The organism is Anaerostipes sp. MSJ-23 (genome assembly GCF_018918155.1).
GTDB lineage: Bacteria > Bacillota > Clostridia > Lachnospirales > Lachnospiraceae > Anaerostipes.
In genome coordinates this window covers 28,773-45,920 of sequence record NZ_JAHLPY010000006.1, presented here as the reverse complement: position 1 = coordinate 45,920, position 17,148 = coordinate 28,773, and the positions used below count along the sequence as shown (strand labels likewise).

Annotated in this window: 15 protein-coding genes; 14 read left to right on the top strand and 1 reads right to left on the bottom strand. The window is 36.6% G+C overall.

Annotated elements, in window-relative coordinates; all coding sequences use genetic code 11:
* Window positions 1-40: 40 nt before the first annotated feature.
* From KQI71_RS06035 to KQI71_RS05985, 11 genes are all read left to right on the top strand, one after another.
* Window positions 41-1,108 (top strand): V-type ATPase subunit, encoded by a 1,068-nt coding sequence (locus tag KQI71_RS06035; RefSeq protein ID WP_216435073.1) that lies wholly within the window; start codon window positions 41-43, stop codon window positions 1,106-1,108.
* On the top strand, window positions 1,105-3,051 hold the full coding sequence (locus KQI71_RS06030; RefSeq protein ID WP_216435026.1) for a V-type ATP synthase subunit I: 1,947 nt from the start codon (window positions 1,105-1,107) through the stop codon (window positions 3,049-3,051). Before KQI71_RS06035 ends, KQI71_RS06030 begins: the two co-directional genes overlap by 4 nt.
* A gap of 12 nt (window positions 3,052-3,063) precedes the next feature.
* Window positions 3,064-3,498 carry an ATP synthase subunit C gene (locus tag KQI71_RS06025; RefSeq protein WP_216435025.1) on the top strand — a complete coding sequence of 145 codons (435 nt, stop codon included), beginning with the start codon at window positions 3,064-3,066 and terminating at the stop codon, window positions 3,496-3,498.
* Window positions 3,499-3,514: 16 nt separating this feature from the next.
* Window positions 3,515-3,823 (top strand): V-type ATP synthase subunit F, encoded by a 309-nt coding sequence (locus KQI71_RS06020; RefSeq protein WP_216435024.1) that lies wholly within the window; start codon window positions 3,515-3,517, stop codon window positions 3,821-3,823.
* Window positions 3,824-3,843: 20 nt separating this feature from the next.
* Window positions 3,844-4,440, top strand: a complete 597-nt coding sequence (locus tag KQI71_RS06015; protein WP_216435023.1) for a V-type ATP synthase subunit E — start codon at window positions 3,844-3,846, stop codon at window positions 4,438-4,440.
* Complete coding sequence (locus KQI71_RS06010; protein ID WP_216435022.1) at window positions 4,433-6,199, top strand: V-type ATP synthase subunit A; 1,767 nt, start codon at window positions 4,433-4,435, stop codon at window positions 6,197-6,199. Before KQI71_RS06015 ends, KQI71_RS06010 begins: the two co-directional genes overlap by 8 nt.
* Window positions 6,200-6,210: 11 nt before the next feature.
* Entirely contained in the window at window positions 6,211-7,596 is a 1,386-nt protein-coding gene (locus KQI71_RS06005) for a V-type ATP synthase subunit B (RefSeq protein ID WP_216435021.1), read from the top strand.
* Window positions 7,597-7,608: 12 nt separating this feature from the next.
* Window positions 7,609-8,235 (top strand): V-type ATP synthase subunit D, encoded by a 627-nt coding sequence (locus KQI71_RS06000; RefSeq protein ID WP_216435020.1) that lies wholly within the window; start codon window positions 7,609-7,611, stop codon window positions 8,233-8,235.
* A 543-nt stretch (window positions 8,236-8,778) separates the two neighbouring features.
* A complete protein-coding gene (locus KQI71_RS05995; protein WP_216435019.1) occupies window positions 8,779-9,648 on the top strand; it encodes a LysR family transcriptional regulator in 870 nt (289 codons plus the stop codon).
* A gap of 99 nt (window positions 9,649-9,747) precedes the next feature.
* The gene (locus KQI71_RS05990) at window positions 9,748-9,981 is read left to right on the top strand and encodes a hypothetical protein (RefSeq protein ID WP_216435018.1); all 234 of its coding nucleotides are present in this window, start codon (window positions 9,748-9,750) and stop codon (window positions 9,979-9,981) included.
* On the top strand, window positions 9,978-11,321 hold the full coding sequence (locus KQI71_RS05985) for an MATE family efflux transporter (RefSeq protein WP_216435017.1): 1,344 nt from the start codon (window positions 9,978-9,980) through the stop codon (window positions 11,319-11,321). Before KQI71_RS05990 ends, KQI71_RS05985 begins: the two co-directional genes overlap by 4 nt.
* 101 nt (window positions 11,322-11,422) lie before the next feature.
* Here the strand turns inward: KQI71_RS05985 and gdhA are convergent, their stop codons facing one another.
* Window positions 11,423-12,757 carry an NADP-specific glutamate dehydrogenase gene (gene gdhA, locus KQI71_RS05980; RefSeq protein ID WP_216435016.1) on the bottom strand — a complete coding sequence of 445 codons (1,335 nt, stop codon included), beginning with the start codon at window positions 12,755-12,757 and terminating at the stop codon, window positions 11,423-11,425.
* Between the two features lie 185 nt (window positions 12,758-12,942).
* Between gdhA and KQI71_RS05975 the strand changes: the two genes are divergently transcribed.
* Genes KQI71_RS05975 through KQI71_RS05965 form a run of 3 tightly spaced genes read left to right on the top strand, consistent with a single transcriptional unit; the run spans window position 12,943 to window position 17,124 of the window.
* Window positions 12,943-13,659: a glycosyltransferase family 2 protein gene (locus KQI71_RS05975; RefSeq protein ID WP_253287963.1), complete on the top strand. Its 717-nt coding sequence runs from the start codon at window positions 12,943-12,945 to the stop codon at window positions 13,657-13,659.
* Entirely contained in the window at window positions 13,649-16,270 is a 2,622-nt protein-coding gene (locus KQI71_RS05970; protein WP_216435015.1) for a YfhO family protein, read from the top strand. Before KQI71_RS05975 ends, KQI71_RS05970 begins: the two co-directional genes overlap by 11 nt.
* Window positions 16,267-17,124 (top strand): DUF1002 domain-containing protein, encoded by an 858-nt coding sequence (locus KQI71_RS05965; RefSeq protein ID WP_216435014.1) that lies wholly within the window; start codon window positions 16,267-16,269, stop codon window positions 17,122-17,124. The genes KQI71_RS05970 and KQI71_RS05965 overlap by 4 nt, the downstream gene beginning before the upstream one ends.
* Window positions 17,125-17,148 lie beyond the last annotated feature (24 nt).

The following is a 17,148-nucleotide window of genomic DNA, read 5'->3' as shown; positions in this document are numbered from 1 at the left end:
AGGAACTCTTAATTTTAGAACATCAGGAGGCAAGGTTATGATGAACAACGTAATGGAATATAGCGGAATTGTAACCAAAGTCTGTGCGATGCGCGCCAAGTTGCTAAAGCCAGAGGATTATAAAAGCCTGGCGTCTATGAGAACAGTGACGGATATTATACAATATTTGAGAGAGACCAGGTCCTATGGCAGTTTGATCGATCACATGGATGAATCGCTTTACCACAGAGGAAATATTGAAAAGATTCTAGTGCAGTCTCTTTATGACGATTATACAAGGCTATATCGATTTGCTAATATGAAGCAGAAAGAGTTTTTGAGATCTTTTATGAAACGATATGAAGTGGATTTAATTAAATATTGTTTGAGAATTGTTTTTAATCATTATAATGCACCATTTGATCTGAATTATAAAAAACCTTTTTTTGATAGATATTCTGATATTAAGATTGATCAGCTAATCATGTCAAAAAATATTGATGATCTTGTGGATCATTTGAAAAATACAGAATATTATCCACCGCTGGCAAGAATTCGGGAATCCGGAGCTTCAACATTATTTGATTATGATTTAGCATTGGATTTGTATTATTTTTCCATGATGTGGAAAATACGCAAAGGTGCATGGAATAAAAGTGATAAGGAAACACTGACAAAAGAACTTGGAACTAAGATTGATTTGTTGAATTTGCAATGGATTTATAGAGCAAAAAAATATTATCATATGCTTGCACCAGATATTTATAATTTGCTTATTCCAATTCAGTATCGTCTTGGAAATCAGGAGTTTAAAGACTTGGTAGAAGCACCGTCTGTGGAAGAATTTTTCCGTCGTTTGAATGAAACATTTTATGGGCGGAAGTATCAGCTGGATGAGCAGCATAATGTGGAAGATATTGTAAATGAGTGTTTGAGACATATTTTAACAGTATCTTATCGGAATCATCCATATTCACTGGCCAGCATTCACCAGTATTTATTTTTAAAGGAGGAGGAAATTTATAAAATTACCACCGCGCTGGAATGCGTTCGTTATGGTTTGTCGGAAAGGGAGACCCTTCAGTATTTGATAGAGGACTCCGGACATCAAGGAGGTAATGCCCGATGATTGTAAAGATGAAATTTTTAAGCATTTCTGGTCCCCGCACAGATATTGACCGGGTAAGCAGTAAGTATTTATCAAAGTACGAAATGCAGCTGGAAAATGCGATCACAGAACTGAAAACAACCGATAATCTTTTGCCATTTATGGATCTAAATCCATATAAAGAACCATTGGCAAAAGCAGAACAGTATGTGGCAATGTTGCCAGATCCTTCGGTACCGATGGATACATCTTTATCAGAGGATGAAATTATTAATATGATTCGAGATCTAAATCATGATTATTTAGATTTAAAAAGTAAAGAGGAAAAATTAAAGAAACAAAAAGAAGAGCTTCTGGAAAAATATCATGAATTGGAACCGTTTCAACCTCTGGAGCTAAATTTGAAAGAGGTCTTTCAGTACCGTTATATGAAAGTAAGGTTTGGAAGAATTGCTGTTGATTATTATCAGAAACTCGAAAAGTATTTATTTGATGATCTGAATGCAATTTTTTTAGAAGGAACGAGAGATGAAAACTATGTCTACGGATGTTATTTTTCTGCACATAAGGAAACGGGAAAGATTGATTCTGCATTCCGTTCCCTTCATTTTGAAAAGATGGATGTGCCAGAAGACTATGAGGGAATGCCGGCAGAAATCTGTAGGAGTTTGAAAAGAAGAATGGAGCTGCTTGACCAGCAAAGCGAAGATCTTCAGAAACAAATTGGAGAATTTTTATCTGGACATGCGGCAAAACTTCTTGGAGCAAGATATCTTCTGGAAGAAATGTCCAATAATTTTGATGTAAGAAAGATGGCAGCGCGTCTGGAAAATGAACAAGAAGATTATTACATTTTGTGTGGTTGGATGAGCGAAGATGATGTAAAAGCTTTTATAGAAGAGACGAAAGATGATGATCGTATTACCATTGTAGAAGAAGAAGGAAGAGAAAAATTTTTTGGGGAACCACCAACCAAATTAAAAAATCCAAAATTCTTCAAACCATTTGAAATGTTTATACGAATGTATGGTCTTCCATCTCACAACGAAATGGATCCTACCATTTTTGTTGCATTGACGTACACATTTATTTTTGGAGCGATGTTTGGAGATGTCGGACAGGGATTATGTTTGTTTATTGGCGGTGGTATTTTATATAAAACAAAGAAAATGAATCTTGCAGGCATTATATCAATTGCAGGCATTTTTTCCACCTTCTTTGGCTTTATGTTCGGAAGCTTTTTTGGGTTTGAGGGAACCATTATTAAACCCTTATGGCTTTCACCAATGCATGCTATGATAAATCTTCCATTTGTCGGTCAATTGAATACTGTCTTTATTGTAGCGGTAGCTTTTGGAATGGGCCTAATTCTTTTGGCCATGATTTTCCAGATTATTAATGCAAAAAAACGCGGAGATAAAGAAAATATGTTGTTTGGTCCAAATGGAGTCGCAGGACTTGTCTTTTATGGATTCCTTGTTCTGACAATTGTATTATATATGACAGGACATAAAACTCCGGGAAATATTATGTTGGCCATTTTCCTTGGAATCCCAGTGATTTTATTCTTTCTGAAAGAACCTCTTGGACAGTTAGTAGAAGGTAAAAAACCAAAAACAGAAAGCGGAGTTGGAATGTTTTTTGTTCAGGGATTTTTTGAATTATTTGAAACAATGTTAAGTTTTTTCTCTAATACGATTTCTTTTGTACGTATTGGAGCATTCGCTGTTAGTCATGCGGCAATGATGGAAGTCGTTTTGATGCTTGGAGGAATTACAGATGGAGCAGGAACTCCCAATTGGATCGTCATTGTATTAGGAAACATCATTGTTTGTGCGCTGGAAGGATTAGTCGTAGGTATTCAGGTATTGCGTTTAGAATATTATGAAATGTTCAGTCGTTTTTATCAAGGATCTGGACGGGAATTCCATCCATTTAACAATCATGCAAATAAATTAAACTAGGAGGGTATCAATATGACATTAGCAATCAAATTATCAATCATCGCAGCATTAATTTTAAGTATTCTGATTCCATTTGGATATTTTTTAAGAGGAGATAGAACAAAAAAACGATATAAAAAAAGTCTCGCATACAACGTATTATTCTTCTTTGGAATTTTTGTGGTCGCAGGGGTCATGTTGTTTGTGAGCAATCCAGTACAGGCAGCACAAGCAAGTGCAGATAGTGGTATGTCAACAGGACTTGGATATCTTGCAGCTGCATTATCAACGGGACTTTCTTGTGTTGGTGGTGGTATCGCTGTTGCCAGTGCAGCCAGTGCAGCACTTGGTGCAATTAGTGAGGATCCGAGTGCTCTTGGTAAATCTTTAATCTTCGTAGGTTTGGCAGAAGGTGTGTGTTTATACGGACTGATCATCTCTTTCATGATCATCGGTAAATTAGGTTAGATCGGGAAGTGGTTTTATGAAAATGTATTTAATCAGTGATAATGTAGATACACTGACCGGAATGCGCCTGGCAGGTGTTGATGGCATTGTTGTTCATGAAAAAGAAGAGCTCCGGCAAGCACTGGAGAAGGCAATGAATGATACATCCATAGGAATTGTTCTTTTGACGGAAAAATTCGGAAGAGAATTTCCGGATTTAATTGATGAGATCAAACTAGAACGGCAGATGCCGCTATTGATTGAAATCCCAGATCGGCATGGTACTGGAAGAAAGAAGAACTTTATTACTTCCTATGTCAATGAAGCAATTGGCTTAAAATTATAATAGCTGGAGGCAGAAAGAAGGTGACCCAGTTGACAATCGAAGAAAAAATTACACATATACAAGAAGCAGCGATGGAAGAGGCCAGAAGTCAGGGAAATGAAATTATCAGACGACATCAGAAGGCACTGGAAAATGTTTTTGAAACTCATAAGCAAGAAGCTTCCATGCAGGCAGATACAAGAATTAAAACAGAAACTGCGTCGGCAAGACAAAAACTTAATACAGTTGTTTCTAAAGGTCAAATAAAAATCCGAAGAGAACTTGGCCAGGTACAGAATAATTTAAAAAATGAACTGTTTCAAGAAGTACTTGAATTGATAAAAGAGTATATGCAGACGGAAGACTATAAAAAACTTCTGATATCTTATATTACAAAAGCAGCTAGATTTGCGGATGGTCAGCCACTGACAATTTACATTAATTCATCCGATCAGGATAAAAAAGATGATTTGGAAAAATATACGGGAATGACAATCACAGTCAGTGAAGAAGATTTTATTGGTGGGGTCCGTTCGGTAATTCCAGGACGAAATATTTTGATTGATCATTCATTTAAAGGTGCTCTGGAAAAGGAATATCAGGAATTTACTTTCAAGGGAGGTGCCACAGGTGAGTAAGACCGGAAAAATTTATGGAATCAATGGTCCTGTCATTTACCTGAAAGGAGACACTGGATTTAAAATGTCCGAGATGGTATATGTAGGGAAGGAAAAACTGGTTGGAGAGGTTATTTCTCTAGATAAAGACCGTACGACGATACAGGTTTATGAAGAAACTTCAGGACTTCGACCAGGTGAAATTGTTGAGGCAACTGGAGAGGCAGTATCTGTAACATTGGCACCAGGAATTCTTGATAATATTTTTGATGGAATTGAGCGCCCATTAGAGAGAATTGCAGAAAGTGCGGGGGCTTTTATTACACGCGGTATCAGTGTTGATTCTTTGGATATGGAAAAACTTTGGGATACAACCATAACTGTGAAGCCAGGAGAAGTTCTTCATGGAGGAGATGTAATTGCAGAAGTCCAAGAGACAAGAGCTATTGTGCACAGATGTATGGTTCCCCCAGAATTGAGTGGAACGGTTACCTTTGCAGCACAGAATGGAAAATATACGATCAAAGACCATATTGTAACATTGGAATTGGAAGATGGAACAGAAAAAGAATTGACAATGATGCAGCGTTGGCCGATTCGTGTAGCGCGTCCATCAAGGAGTCGTATTCCGGCAAGTGTTCCATTAATTACTGGACAGAGAATTCTTGATACGATGTTTCCAATTGCAAAAGGCGGTACAGCAGCAATTCCAGGGGGATTTGGTACCGGAAAGACAATGACACAGCACCAGATTGCAAAATGGTCAGATGCGGATATCATTATTTATATCGGTTGCGGAGAGCGTGGAAATGAAATGACACAGGTTTTGGAAGAATTTTCCCAGTTGGTTGATCCAAGAAGTGGGAATCCGCTGATGGATCGTACAACATTGATTGCTAATACATCCAACATGCCAGTTGCAGCGAGAGAAGCATCCATTTATACAGGATTAACACTAGCGGAATATTACCGGGATATGGGATATGATGTTGCAATTATGGCGGATTCTACATCTAGATGGGCAGAAGCCCTAAGAGAATTATCCGGACGACTGGAAGAGATGCCGGCAGAAGAAGGTTTCCCAGCTTATTTAGCATCCAGATTATCTGGCTTTTATGAAAGAGCCGGTATGATGCATAATCTGAATGGAACGGATGGATCTGTTACGATTATTGGTGCTGTTTCTCCACAGGGAGGCGATTTCTCCGAACCAGTTACACAGAATACCAAACGTTTTGTACGATGTTTTTGGGGACTTGATAAATCCCTTGCCTATGCAAGGCATTTTCCAGCGATTCATTGGCTGACCAGTTATAGTGAATATTTAATTGACCTTGGAGGATGGTATAGAGATCATGTATCTCCAAAATTTGTCGATGATCGAAATCGTTTTATGGCAATTTTAAATCAAGAAAATAGTTTGATGGAAATTGTAAAATTGATTGGGGGAGATGTGCTTCCAGATGATCAGAAACTAACACTTGAAATTGCAAAAGTTATTCGTCTTGGGTTTTTACAGCAAAATGCATTTCATAAAGATGATACATGTGTTTCGATGGAAAAACAGTTTAAAATGATGGAAATTATTTTGTATCTTTATCAAAAAAGCCGTGAACTTGTGGCAAGAGGAATGCCAATGAGTGTCTTAAAAGCGGAGCATATATTTGAACGTGTCATTGCAATCAAATATGATGTTCCAAATGATAATCTTCAGATGCTTGACTTGTATCGGCAAGAGATTGATGATTTTTATGACGCGGTACTTGAAAAGAACGCATAGGAGGTAATGATATGGCAATAGAATATTTAGGATTAAGCAGTATCAATGGCCCTCTTGTGGTTCTGGAGGGCGTACAGGATGCCTTTTACGATGAAATTGTCGAATTTACAGTAGAAGGTAATACAAAAAAGATAGGAAGAATCATAGAGCTTTATGAAGATAAAGCAATTATTCAGGTATTTGAAGGAACAGAAAACATGTCCTTGAGCAATACTCGTACAAGATTGACGGGACATCCAATGGAAGTAACCTTGGCACCAGATATGCTGGGACGGACCTTTAATGGAATTGGAAAGCCAATTGATGGACTTGGTCCTCTAATTTCTGATCTTCGAAGAGATGTAAATGGACTTCCGTTAAATCCAGTCAGAAGGCGATATCCAAGGAATTATATTCGAACAGGAATTTCTGCAATTGATGGGTTAACAACATTGATTCGTGGACAGAAGCTTCCGATTTTTTCAGGAAATGGACTTCCGCATGATCAATTGGCTGCACAGATTGTAAAACAGGCATCCTTGGGTGATGGATCTGATGAGCCGTTTGCAGTTGTGTTTGGAGCAATGGGTGTTAAACATGATGTGGCGGATTTCTTCCAGAAAACATTTGAAGAAAGTGGTGTTGCAGATCATGTATGTATGTTTTTAAATCTGGCAAATGATCCAGTAGTAGAACGACTGATTACGCCAAAAGTTGCCCTGACTGCAGCAGAATATTTAGCATTTGACTGTGATATGCATATCCTTGTTATTTTAACGGATATGACATCTTTTGCAGAAGCAATGCGAGAAGTTTCTTCTTCTAAAGGAGAGATTCCATCAAGAAAAGGGTATCCAGGATATCTCTACAGTGAATTGGCAACTTTATATGAACGTGCAGGAATCATCGAAGGAGCGGAGGGATCTGTCACACAGCTTCCAATTCTTACAATGCCAAATGATGATATCACGCATCCAATCCCTGACTTAACTGGGTACATTACCGAAGGACAGGTTGTTTTGGATCGCAACTTAAATGGTCAGTCGATTTATCCGCCAATTAGCGTATTGCCATCTTTGTCACGTCTGATGAAGGATGGTATTGGAGAGGGGTATACAAGAGAGGATCATCAAGACCTTGCCAACCAATTATTTTCAGCATATGCAAAAGTAGGAGAGGCAAGAAATCTAGCGTCAGTTATTGGAGAGGATGAACTTTCTCCAATTGATAAAAAATATTTGGAATTTGGAAAGCAGTTTGAAGAACGTTATATTGGACAGGGGCATGATGAAAATCGAACGATGACAGAGACACTCGATCTTGGATGGGAGCTTTTAAAGATTCTCCCAAGAGAAGAACTTGATCGTATCGATACGAAGATTATTGAAAAATATCTGCCACAAGATAAGGATGAGTAAAGGGGGAATTATATGGATCCACGAGAATTCCCAACGAAAGGAAATCTAATTCTTGCTAAGAACTCCCTGGCCCTTTCAAAACAGGGCTATGAGCTGATGGATAAAAAACGGAATATTTTAATCCGGGAGCTTATGAGCTTGATTGATGAAGCAAAAGATATACAAGAACAGATTGATACAACATTTACAAGAGCTTATGCATGTCTGCAGAGGGCAAATATTGAACATGGAATCAGCAAAGTAGAGCAGCTTGCTTATACGGTGCCAATTGAAGAATCAATCCAGATACAGACACGAAGTATTATGGGGACGGAAATTCCTCATGTAAAATACGATGCAAAGGAAAATAACCTGACATATTCATTAAGTGATACTTATGAATCTATTGATATCGCAAGGGAAGCATTTCGCCAAGTAAAAGATCTAACCATCAAACTTTCTATGGTAGAGAATGCAGCTTATCGTCTGGCGACCAGTATTAAGAAAACACAAAAAAGAGCCAATGCTCTTAAAAATATTACAATTCCAACTTACACAGCTCTTGTATATAAGATTTCCAATGAATTGGAGGAAAAGGAAAGAGAAGAATTTACAAGACTGAAAGTAATTAAACGGATGAAACAGGGAAATAAGTGGTAGGAAAAGAATTGTAAAAAGACTTCAGAAATAAAAATAATTTCTGAAGTCTTTTTGTTTTTTTTGAAGGGCCAGAACTTGTCTGTGCAGCATCAGTATATAGTAGAGAGTTAATCTCTAGTAAATCCTAAATGATAGGAAAGGTCAGTTTCAATGTTTGGGTTTAAAATTGAGCGATTATTTCTGTTAGGTTTTTCCTATATTCAGGTGGTTGTAAAAGAGATCCGATTGGGTGGGGAGCAGTCCCCAAATCCTTAAGGAAAGAAAGGATATTTAGGAGCATTGGATCTCTTAATTTATATATATATTAAAAATCAGCACTGACAGAAGTAATCTGTATACTGCACAAGACTGCTGGTTTCCAAAAACATTTCTTTTTGGAAATGTCGCAAGGATTAGATAATGACAATATCATATTGCAAGTTGTCCGTTTCGGCTTCTGTCATTATCCTTTCCTTGACAAGTATTATAAGTCCCTTTTATGATTGATAAAAGAGATATTATATCAAAGATACCTTGATGATTTGTCAAGGAAAGGAGAGGAAAATGGAAACAGAAAAATGTAAGGCATTGTTATGTGCGATAGAACTTGGATCGATTACAGCGGCTGCGGAACGCCTTGAGTATACAACCTCTGGGATTAGTCGAATGCTGGCAGCGTTGGAAGCAGAGACAGGATTTTCGATGCTCAAGAGAAGCAGAAAAGGTGTAATTCCAACAACAGACTGTGAACAACTTTTACCAATTATGAGAGAACTTGTGTATCATGCAGACTGTTATGAACAGACCGTAGAGTCCATTCATGGATTAAAAAAAGGAACAATTACAATAGGAGTTTCTTATGGAATGTATTTACGTCGTATTGCAAAATTGATCGCACTTTTTGAAAACAAATATCCGGAAATTGAATTTGCTACTTTACAAGGAACGAGTTCAGAATTAACAGAGGCTATCCGACAGCATAAATGTGATTTTTGTATTATTAGTTGGAGGGATGGAGACCATGATTGGATACCATTAAAGAAAGATGAATTACAGTTTATGATTGCAAAAAACCATAAATTAGCAAAAGAAAAAACCATTCCATTGAGCTGTATTAATGAAGAAACATTTATTGAAATCTACCCGCAGAAAGAAACAGATAATTCTAGATGTTTGGAAAAAAATCATATTATTGTACAAGATCATTTTATGTGTCGGGATATGATTTCTGCAATGGCAATGGTGGAAGCAGGGCTTGGAATTACAATTGTAAATGGAGTGAGCACACAGACATTAAAAGGAGATGTTGTCTTTCGTTCTATTGAACCAAAGGAGTACGTGGAAATTGGAATTGCGGTTCCATCCCTTCAAGCAATTTCACCAGCGGCACGTGCATTTCTGAAATTTATAAAACAACATTTAGATGATGTTTAAAATAAGATTTCAAATTGATTCGCTAGCGAACGAGTGGTAAAATAAAAATCGTTCACTGGCTAAATAAAACATATATATAATAGAAGAAAGGGGATTATTGTGGAAAAAAAGTATTGTGTATTAAGAATTGAGGAACCAGATTTTGGATGTGAGGGACGTTCAGAAGGTCAGGCTGTTATGGATCGTGTATTTTTAAGAGAAGATGGAGTAGAAGGAGAAACGGTCATTTTTATGGAAGATCCATTGTTATATGAAAGAGAAATTGATGAGGGTACTTTTGTAAGAATGGATGAAAGTGGAAGTCTCTGGAAGCTGGAGGATTTTTCAGAATGAAAGATTTAACAAAAGGAAATATATCGAAGATTATTCTTGCCTTTGCATTGCCAATTTTCTTTGGAAATCTTTTGCAGCTTACATACAGTTTAGCGGATACAAGAATTGTTGGTTCTTTCCTTGGAGAGGAATCATTGGCGGCGGTTGGAGCAACGAGTACAATTAGTAATTTGATTGTTGGATTTCTTCTTGGATTAGCCAATGGATTTGCGATTATTACTGCACAGCGTTTTGGAGCTGGAGATTATAAAGGTTTGAGAAAATCTTTTGCAGCATCAATTGTTCTTGGAATTATAATTTCTGTTATTTTAATTGTGATAGGGGTAGGTTTTATCAATCCAATTCTCCATTTTCTGAATGTTCCGCAAAATTTATTTTCTACGGCCAAACAGTATATCATGATTATTATTGCAGGATTATGGGTGACGATGTTTTATGATATTTTGGCGGCAGTTATGCGTGCGATCGGAGATACGATTACACCATTGCTGATTCTGGCATTATCTGTGTTTTTGAATATTGTGGGGGATTTGTTTTTTGTTGCAGTTTTAAAAACGGGGACATGGGGAGCAGCAGCGGCAACAGTTCTTGCACAATTGATTGCGCTGGTCATCTGTGCTTTTTATATGGTACATAAATATGAGTTATTGCGATTAAAGAAAGAGGACTTTAAAGAGCCAGAAGCAAAGATGATAAAACATATGCTAAGTTCCGGATTATCTATGGGATTTATGAGTTCTCTCATAAATATTGGTTCACTGACGTTACAAACAGCGATCAATAGACTTGGACAGGATATTATTGTGGCACACACAGCTGCGCGTAAGATCACGGAGATGTTTATGATTATGTTTAGTGTATTTGGCCAGACGATGGCAACGTTTTGTGGACAAAATATGGGAGCAGGGAAAATAGATCGAATTAAAAAAGGAATGAAATTATCGATTCTCTATACTTGTATTTGGAGTACCGGTATGATGATCGTAAGTTTTACAATCGGGCCGGCACTTGTTTATATGGTAACTGGAAGTCATCGACAGTCAGTCATTATCAATGCTTCGAATTATTTGAAGTTTGATACCATTTTTTATTATGTAACAGCACTAATTTGTATTATTCGAAATGTGATGCAAGGAATTGGAGATCATATTACACCACTTGTATCGAGTACTTTGGAAATGGTAGGAAAGATTGTCATTGCTGCAACACTTGTGCCATGGCTTGGTTATACAGGTGTTATCGTGGCAGAGCCGATTGTATGGTTTATTATGGTAATTCCATTGATTATTCAGATTCTGAGGTCACCGGTGATAAGGACACAAAAAGCAATTAAACAGTAGAAAAAGCGGAGATAGGATAGAATCCAAAATCTCCGCTTTTTCTTAATACTTATACTCTATACATACTACACATATGACATAAATGAATGATCAAATGAGGATTAAACAATACCCTGAGCTGTCATTGCATCTACAACTTTTTCAAATCCTGCAATGTTAGCACCAGCTACATAATTTCCTTCCATTCCATAACGTTTTGCAGCGTCATCTAAGTTATGGAAAATGTTAATCATGATATTCTTTAATTTTCCATCAACTTCTTCAAAGCTCCAGCTTAATCTTTCGCTGTTCTGAGACATTTCAAGAGCGGAAGTAGCAACACCACCAGCATTAGCTGCTTTACCAGGAGCAAACAGGATGTTTTGTTCTTGTAAGTATTCTGTAGCTTCTAATGTAGTAGGCATGTTAGCACCTTCGGCAACTGCGAAGCATCCATTTGCTACTAACTGTTTTGCATCTTCTAAATGTAATTCATTCTGAGTTGCACATGGAAGAGCAACATCAACAGGAATAGACCATACGCCTCTTCCTTCATGGTATTCAGCGCTTGGACGTGCAGCAGCGTATTCTGTTAAACGGGCACGTTTTACTTCTTTTACTTCTTTTAATAATGCAACATCGATACCATCTTTATCATAGATCCATCCTGTGGAATCAGAAACAGTAACAACTTTTGCACCTAACTGCTGAGCTTTTTCTGTAGCGTAAATTGCAACGTTTCCAGATCCAGAAACAGCAACAGTAGCGCCTTTGATACTCTTTCCATTGCATTTTAACATTTCGTCTGTGAAATAAAGAAGACCATATCCTGTAGCTTCTGTACGTGCTAAAGATCCACCATAAGATAATCCTTTACCTGTTAAAACTCCTTCATAGAGTCCGCGGATTCTCTTATACTGACCAAACATGTAACCGATTTCTCTTGCACCAGTTCCGATATCACCGGCAGGAACGTCAGTATCAGCACCGATGTATTTGCACAGTTCTGTCATAAAGCTCTGACAGAAGGCCATGATTTCACGATCAGATTTTCCTTTTGGATCAAAGTCAGAACCACCTTTACCACCACCGATAGGAAGTCCTGTTAAAGAATTTTTGAAGATTTGTTCAAAACCTAAGAATTTGATAATACCAAGATTTACAGAAGGGTGAAGTCTTAAACCACCTTTATATGGTCCGATAGCACTGTTGAACTGAACACGGTAACCTGTATTTACGTGAACCTGTCCATTGTCGTCAACCCAAGGTACGCGGAATTTGATCTGACGTTCTGGATTAACAAGACGTTCTAACAAAGCATCTCTTTTGAAAGCTTCTTCATTTGCTTCCACAACGACTCTTAATGATTCTAAAACTTCTTTTACAGCCTGATGAAATTCAGGTTCAGCTGGATTCTGAGCAATTACCTGCTCGATCACTTCATCTACATATGACATTTTGTTTCCTCCTTAAAGTCATAAATTATGTGAGTATACAGTGGACATTACTCCCTGTAAGAAAAAAGCAAAAAGAAAAGGGCGCAAATACGCCCTTTTCTTTATGACGCCTTTGTCTTAGCCTTATTATATAAGATATGCTATAATATTTCAAGAAAATCAACGACAAGGAAAGGAAAATCGATATGATATCAGTTGCAATGGCCTTTTATAACGGGAAAAAATATATGGATGAACAAATAAGCTCAATCCTGGATAATTTGGAAAAACAGGATGAGCTTGTTATTTCTATCGATGATGCCAGTGATGGTTCTGAAGAACTCCTGAGACAATGGAGTGATAAAGATTCTCGAATCAAACTGGTTCTTGGGCCGGGAAAAGGAGTTGTAAAAAATTTTGAAAATGCATTTCGAAATTGTAGAGGAGATCTGATCTTTCTTGCTGATCAGGATGATGTATGGAAAAAAAATAAAGTAGAAATAGTAAAACAGGCATTTGGAAATCCAAGAGTAAGTGCAGTTGTTCATAATGGAGAAATTGTGGATGAACAGTTAAATCTGACAGGACAGACAACTTTTCAATGGAGAGATAGTGGCGTTGGATTTTGGAAAAATATGAGAAAGAATTCTTATATTGGATGTTGCATGGCAGTAAGAAGAAAAACATTAAAAAAGATTCTTCCAATTCCGGATAAGATATGGATTCATGATCAGTGGATTGGCCTTTTAGAGGAACAGCTTGGAACAGTGGTTTTTTTAGAAGAACCATTGATTTATTATCGAAGACATGGAGAAAATGTCACGGATCTAACCCATGGTTCGATAATTTCTATGATACGAAAACGTTATCATATGATGATAGAAATCAATCGAAGAGTCAGGGAGTGGAAAAATGACAGATAAAATAAAAAGACATAAATTTTTAATTGGAGCATTTGTTCTTCCATTTTTATTAATGGAACTTATTGCAATTATTATGAAAGTAGAGCCTTTTGGAAGTCAATCGTTTTTGATTGTGGATGCACTTCATCAATATTTGCCATTTTTTGCAGATTATCATGAAAAATTGCGCTCTGCAGATAGCTTTTTTTATTCTTTTCATGCAGGGCTTGGTTATAATTTCCTTGGTTTATGGGCTTATTATTTAGCAAGTCCATTAAATCTTATGATAGTTTTCTTCCCAAAAACGATGTTAAATATGGTTTTAAGTCATCTGTATATTGTAAAGATTTCTCTTTGCTGTTTCACGGCAGCATTTTATTTTTATAAACGGATGAAAAAAGATGATCTTTCGATCATCGCTTTTGGAATGGCTTATGGGTTTTCAAGTTACATTGTTGGATATAGCTGGAATATTATGTGGCTTGAGGTAATGATTTTATTACCGATTATTTTATATGGTTTTGATAAAATGGTAACATGCGGGAATGGAAAATTATATTGTGCGGCATTGTTTTTTTCTCTATGGTGCAATTTTTATATGTCGTTTATGACCTGTTTGTTTTTAGTTTTATGGTATATTTTTTATGAACATAAAAATATCATAGATTTTATAAAAAATGGATTTCGGTTTGCAGTATATTCGTTACTTTCAGCAGCAATGGCAGCTGCCGCTTTATTACCAGCTTATCTTGGAATTATGCAGACATCTTCGGCAAAATGGGATTTCCCGAAAGAATTATGGTATGGAACATTTGGTGATATTTTTACTAGACAATTTCTTGGGACCAAACCGTTAACAATGTCGGTAGATGACTCAAAAATTAATTTATATTGTGGGATTTTCACGTTATTAATGGCCCTTTTTTATCTTGTATCGAAAGAGATCAAACGAAGCATAAGAATTCGCAGATTATGTCTATTGGCAATTTTATTCTTTAGTTTTAATATGCCAGTGCCTGGTTATATATGGCATGGATTTCATAATCAGTATGGAATTCCAAATCGTTTTGCATTTGTTTATATTTTTCTGCTTCTTTCTATGGCCTATGATGGATATATTCTGGCAGTTAATAGGAGCCGAAGACAGGCGAAGAAGATGTATATCAGCCTTGGCCTTTTATTTTTTATTATGGCAATAGCATTATACACAACCAAAACACATCCCAAAATGAATACTGTTTATATAACTGCAGTTGTTGCGATTGCTTATGTGCTTTTTTTCTTTTTGTATGAAAGAAAAATTCTTCATCGAAAAGTGTGTATGGCTTTAAGTTGTATGGGATTGATTGTCGAAATGACAGCGATGGCATTTCTTGGATTTTCATCGAATGGAACCATTGATGTGAATGATTATTTTAATGATACAAAATCGATTGCCAAGATTAAGGAAACCTATGGCGGTAATGATGATATCAGTAAGAGAATGGAATTGGCTAGCGGGAAAATGTTAGATGAGAGTATTTGGCATACATTAAATTGTGTGACATTATTCGGTTCTACTGCACGCGGGAAAATGGTAGATCTTATGGATAAACTTGGATTTTATACCGGTGTAAATGAGTATTTATATGAAGGTGCAACGCCGTTTACAAATAATTTATTTTCCATAAAATACCAGTTGTATCGACCACAAGATATGCGTCCGACATCCTTTGAAATTGCAGATTCTGTTGGAGACGTTTCTGTTTATAAAAATCCATATACTACAGCGATTGGATATGGAATGTCTTCTAAAATAACTTCATGGGATTATAAGGATGTAAATCCGTTTTATGTACAAAATGATCTGATTCAACGAGCTTATGGGATTTCTGATCTATTTCAAATGGTGGATACGAAAAAACCAGAAGTGAATGGGTGCAAGATTACATCAGATAATGGAGGCGGAGAGTATGTTTTTGACAAAGTGACAGCAAGACCGGATAATCTTGTTTTTACAATTAATGTAAAAAAACAAAAGCAATTATATCTTCATTTTGATTGTAGTCGGGCAGAAAATACAATCATTGAAAAAAACGGAGATCAGATTATGACAGGGAGATTGAATTCGCAGATTCTTTATCTTGGAAATCTGAAAGAAGGAGATGAGATTCAAGTGAAAGTGCAGCTAAAGGAAGAAAAAGAAGAAGGCGTTATGCGTCTGACATTGGCAGAGCTTCACGAAGATGTATTAAGTGATCTTCATGGCGAGATGGAAGCACAAGCATTTCATATTACAAAACAAAAGAGTTCGAACATTCAGGGTACAATTAATATGGAAAAAGATGGGATGGCATTTTTCTCTATTTCATATGATAAAGGATGGACTGCTTATGTAGATGGGAAAAAAGTAAAAACAAAAGCAATCGGGGACGCCTTTTTAAGCGTTCCAGTTTCTAAGGGAACACATAAAATAGAACTTCGATATGTTTCTCCTGGATTTAAAGAAGGAATTTTGATTAGTATCGTTGGTTTTATTATTTTTGGAATATTATGTGGATGGGAAATTCGTAAGAAAAAAATAAGTAATTTGAAACAAATTTGTACCACAAAATATGGTACACTAGGAGCACAAAGGAGGAAAGAGTCATGAGAAAAATATTTGCAAGAGTTCTTGCTTTAGGACTTTGTATCTTAATGGCATTGCCATGTGTCACTACAAAAGCAGACAGTACGCAGAAGTATTTAGCGCTGGGAGCTGATTTAAGTACGACGGACAAAAAGAAGGTTTTGGATCTGCTGGGTGTAGATGATATTGGAGAGTATCAGGTAGTAAAGATTACCAATCAGGAAGAACACAAATATCTGGATTCTTATTTATCAAAGAGTGTGATTGGAAGTAGAGCGTTATCTTCAGTTACTGTAGAACAGACATCGGATGGAAGTGGAGTTAATGTTTCAACTGAAAATATATCTTTTTGTACATCTGGAATGTATCGAAATGCCTTGGTAACAGCCGGTGTTGAAAATGCAGATGTAAAAGTAGCCGGACCATTTAAGATTTCTGGAACAGCTGCATTGGTTGGCGTTATGAAAGCATATGAGGAAATGACAGGAAAGAAGATCTCGCAGAAGAGCAAGGATGCTGCAAATGATGAGCTTGTCACAACAGGAGAAGTTGCAAAAAATATAGGTTCTGATGATGCAGAAAAACTAATTGCCGATGTAAAACAAAAGGTAGCAGAAGGCAATCTAACTTCTTCTTCAGATATTAAAAATGCAATTAATGAATCGGCAAAAGATTTAAATATCAATTTGTCAGATACAGATCGTCAGAAGATACAGGATTTGATGGATAAAATTTCAGATTTGGATTTGAATGTAAACAAATTAAAAGAACAAGCAAAAGATATCTATGACCAGCTTGGAGGAAGTCAGGGAATTCTTGATAAAATTTCCAGTTGGTTACGAACAGTTATTCATTGGCTATCTTCACTATTTTCATAAATTAGAAGAGAATATCCCTTCTTA

What these genes read in the sequence shown, in the direction of transcription:
- gdhA (WP_216435016.1), bottom strand. Translation starts at nt 12,757, where the DNA reads ATGTCATATGTAGATGAAGTGATCGAGCAGGTAATTGCTCAGAATCCA.
- KQI71_RS06020 (WP_216435024.1), top strand. Translation starts at nt 3,515, where the DNA reads ATGAAAATGTATTTAATCAGTGATAATGTAGATACACTGACCGGAATG.
- KQI71_RS06005 (WP_216435021.1), top strand. Translation starts at nt 6,211, where the DNA reads ATGGCAATAGAATATTTAGGATTAAGCAGTATCAATGGCCCTCTTGTG.
- KQI71_RS05965 (WP_216435014.1), top strand. Translation starts at nt 16,267, where the DNA reads ATGAGAAAAATATTTGCAAGAGTTCTTGCTTTAGGACTTTGTATCTTA.
- KQI71_RS06030 (WP_216435026.1), top strand. Translation starts at nt 1,105, where the DNA reads ATGATTGTAAAGATGAAATTTTTAAGCATTTCTGGTCCCCGCACAGAT.
- KQI71_RS06000 (WP_216435020.1), top strand. Translation starts at nt 7,609, where the DNA reads ATGGATCCACGAGAATTCCCAACGAAAGGAAATCTAATTCTTGCTAAG.
- KQI71_RS06035 (WP_216435073.1), top strand. Translation starts at nt 41, where the DNA reads ATGAACAACGTAATGGAATATAGCGGAATTGTAACCAAAGTCTGTGCG.
- KQI71_RS06025 (WP_216435025.1), top strand. Translation starts at nt 3,064, where the DNA reads ATGACATTAGCAATCAAATTATCAATCATCGCAGCATTAATTTTAAGT.
- KQI71_RS05975 (WP_253287963.1), top strand. Translation starts at nt 12,943, where the DNA reads ATGATATCAGTTGCAATGGCCTTTTATAACGGGAAAAAATATATGGAT.
- KQI71_RS05985 (WP_216435017.1), top strand. Translation starts at nt 9,978, where the DNA reads ATGAAAGATTTAACAAAAGGAAATATATCGAAGATTATTCTTGCCTTT.
- KQI71_RS05970 (WP_216435015.1), top strand. Translation starts at nt 13,649, where the DNA reads ATGACAGATAAAATAAAAAGACATAAATTTTTAATTGGAGCATTTGTT.
- KQI71_RS05995 (WP_216435019.1), top strand. Translation starts at nt 8,779, where the DNA reads ATGGAAACAGAAAAATGTAAGGCATTGTTATGTGCGATAGAACTTGGA.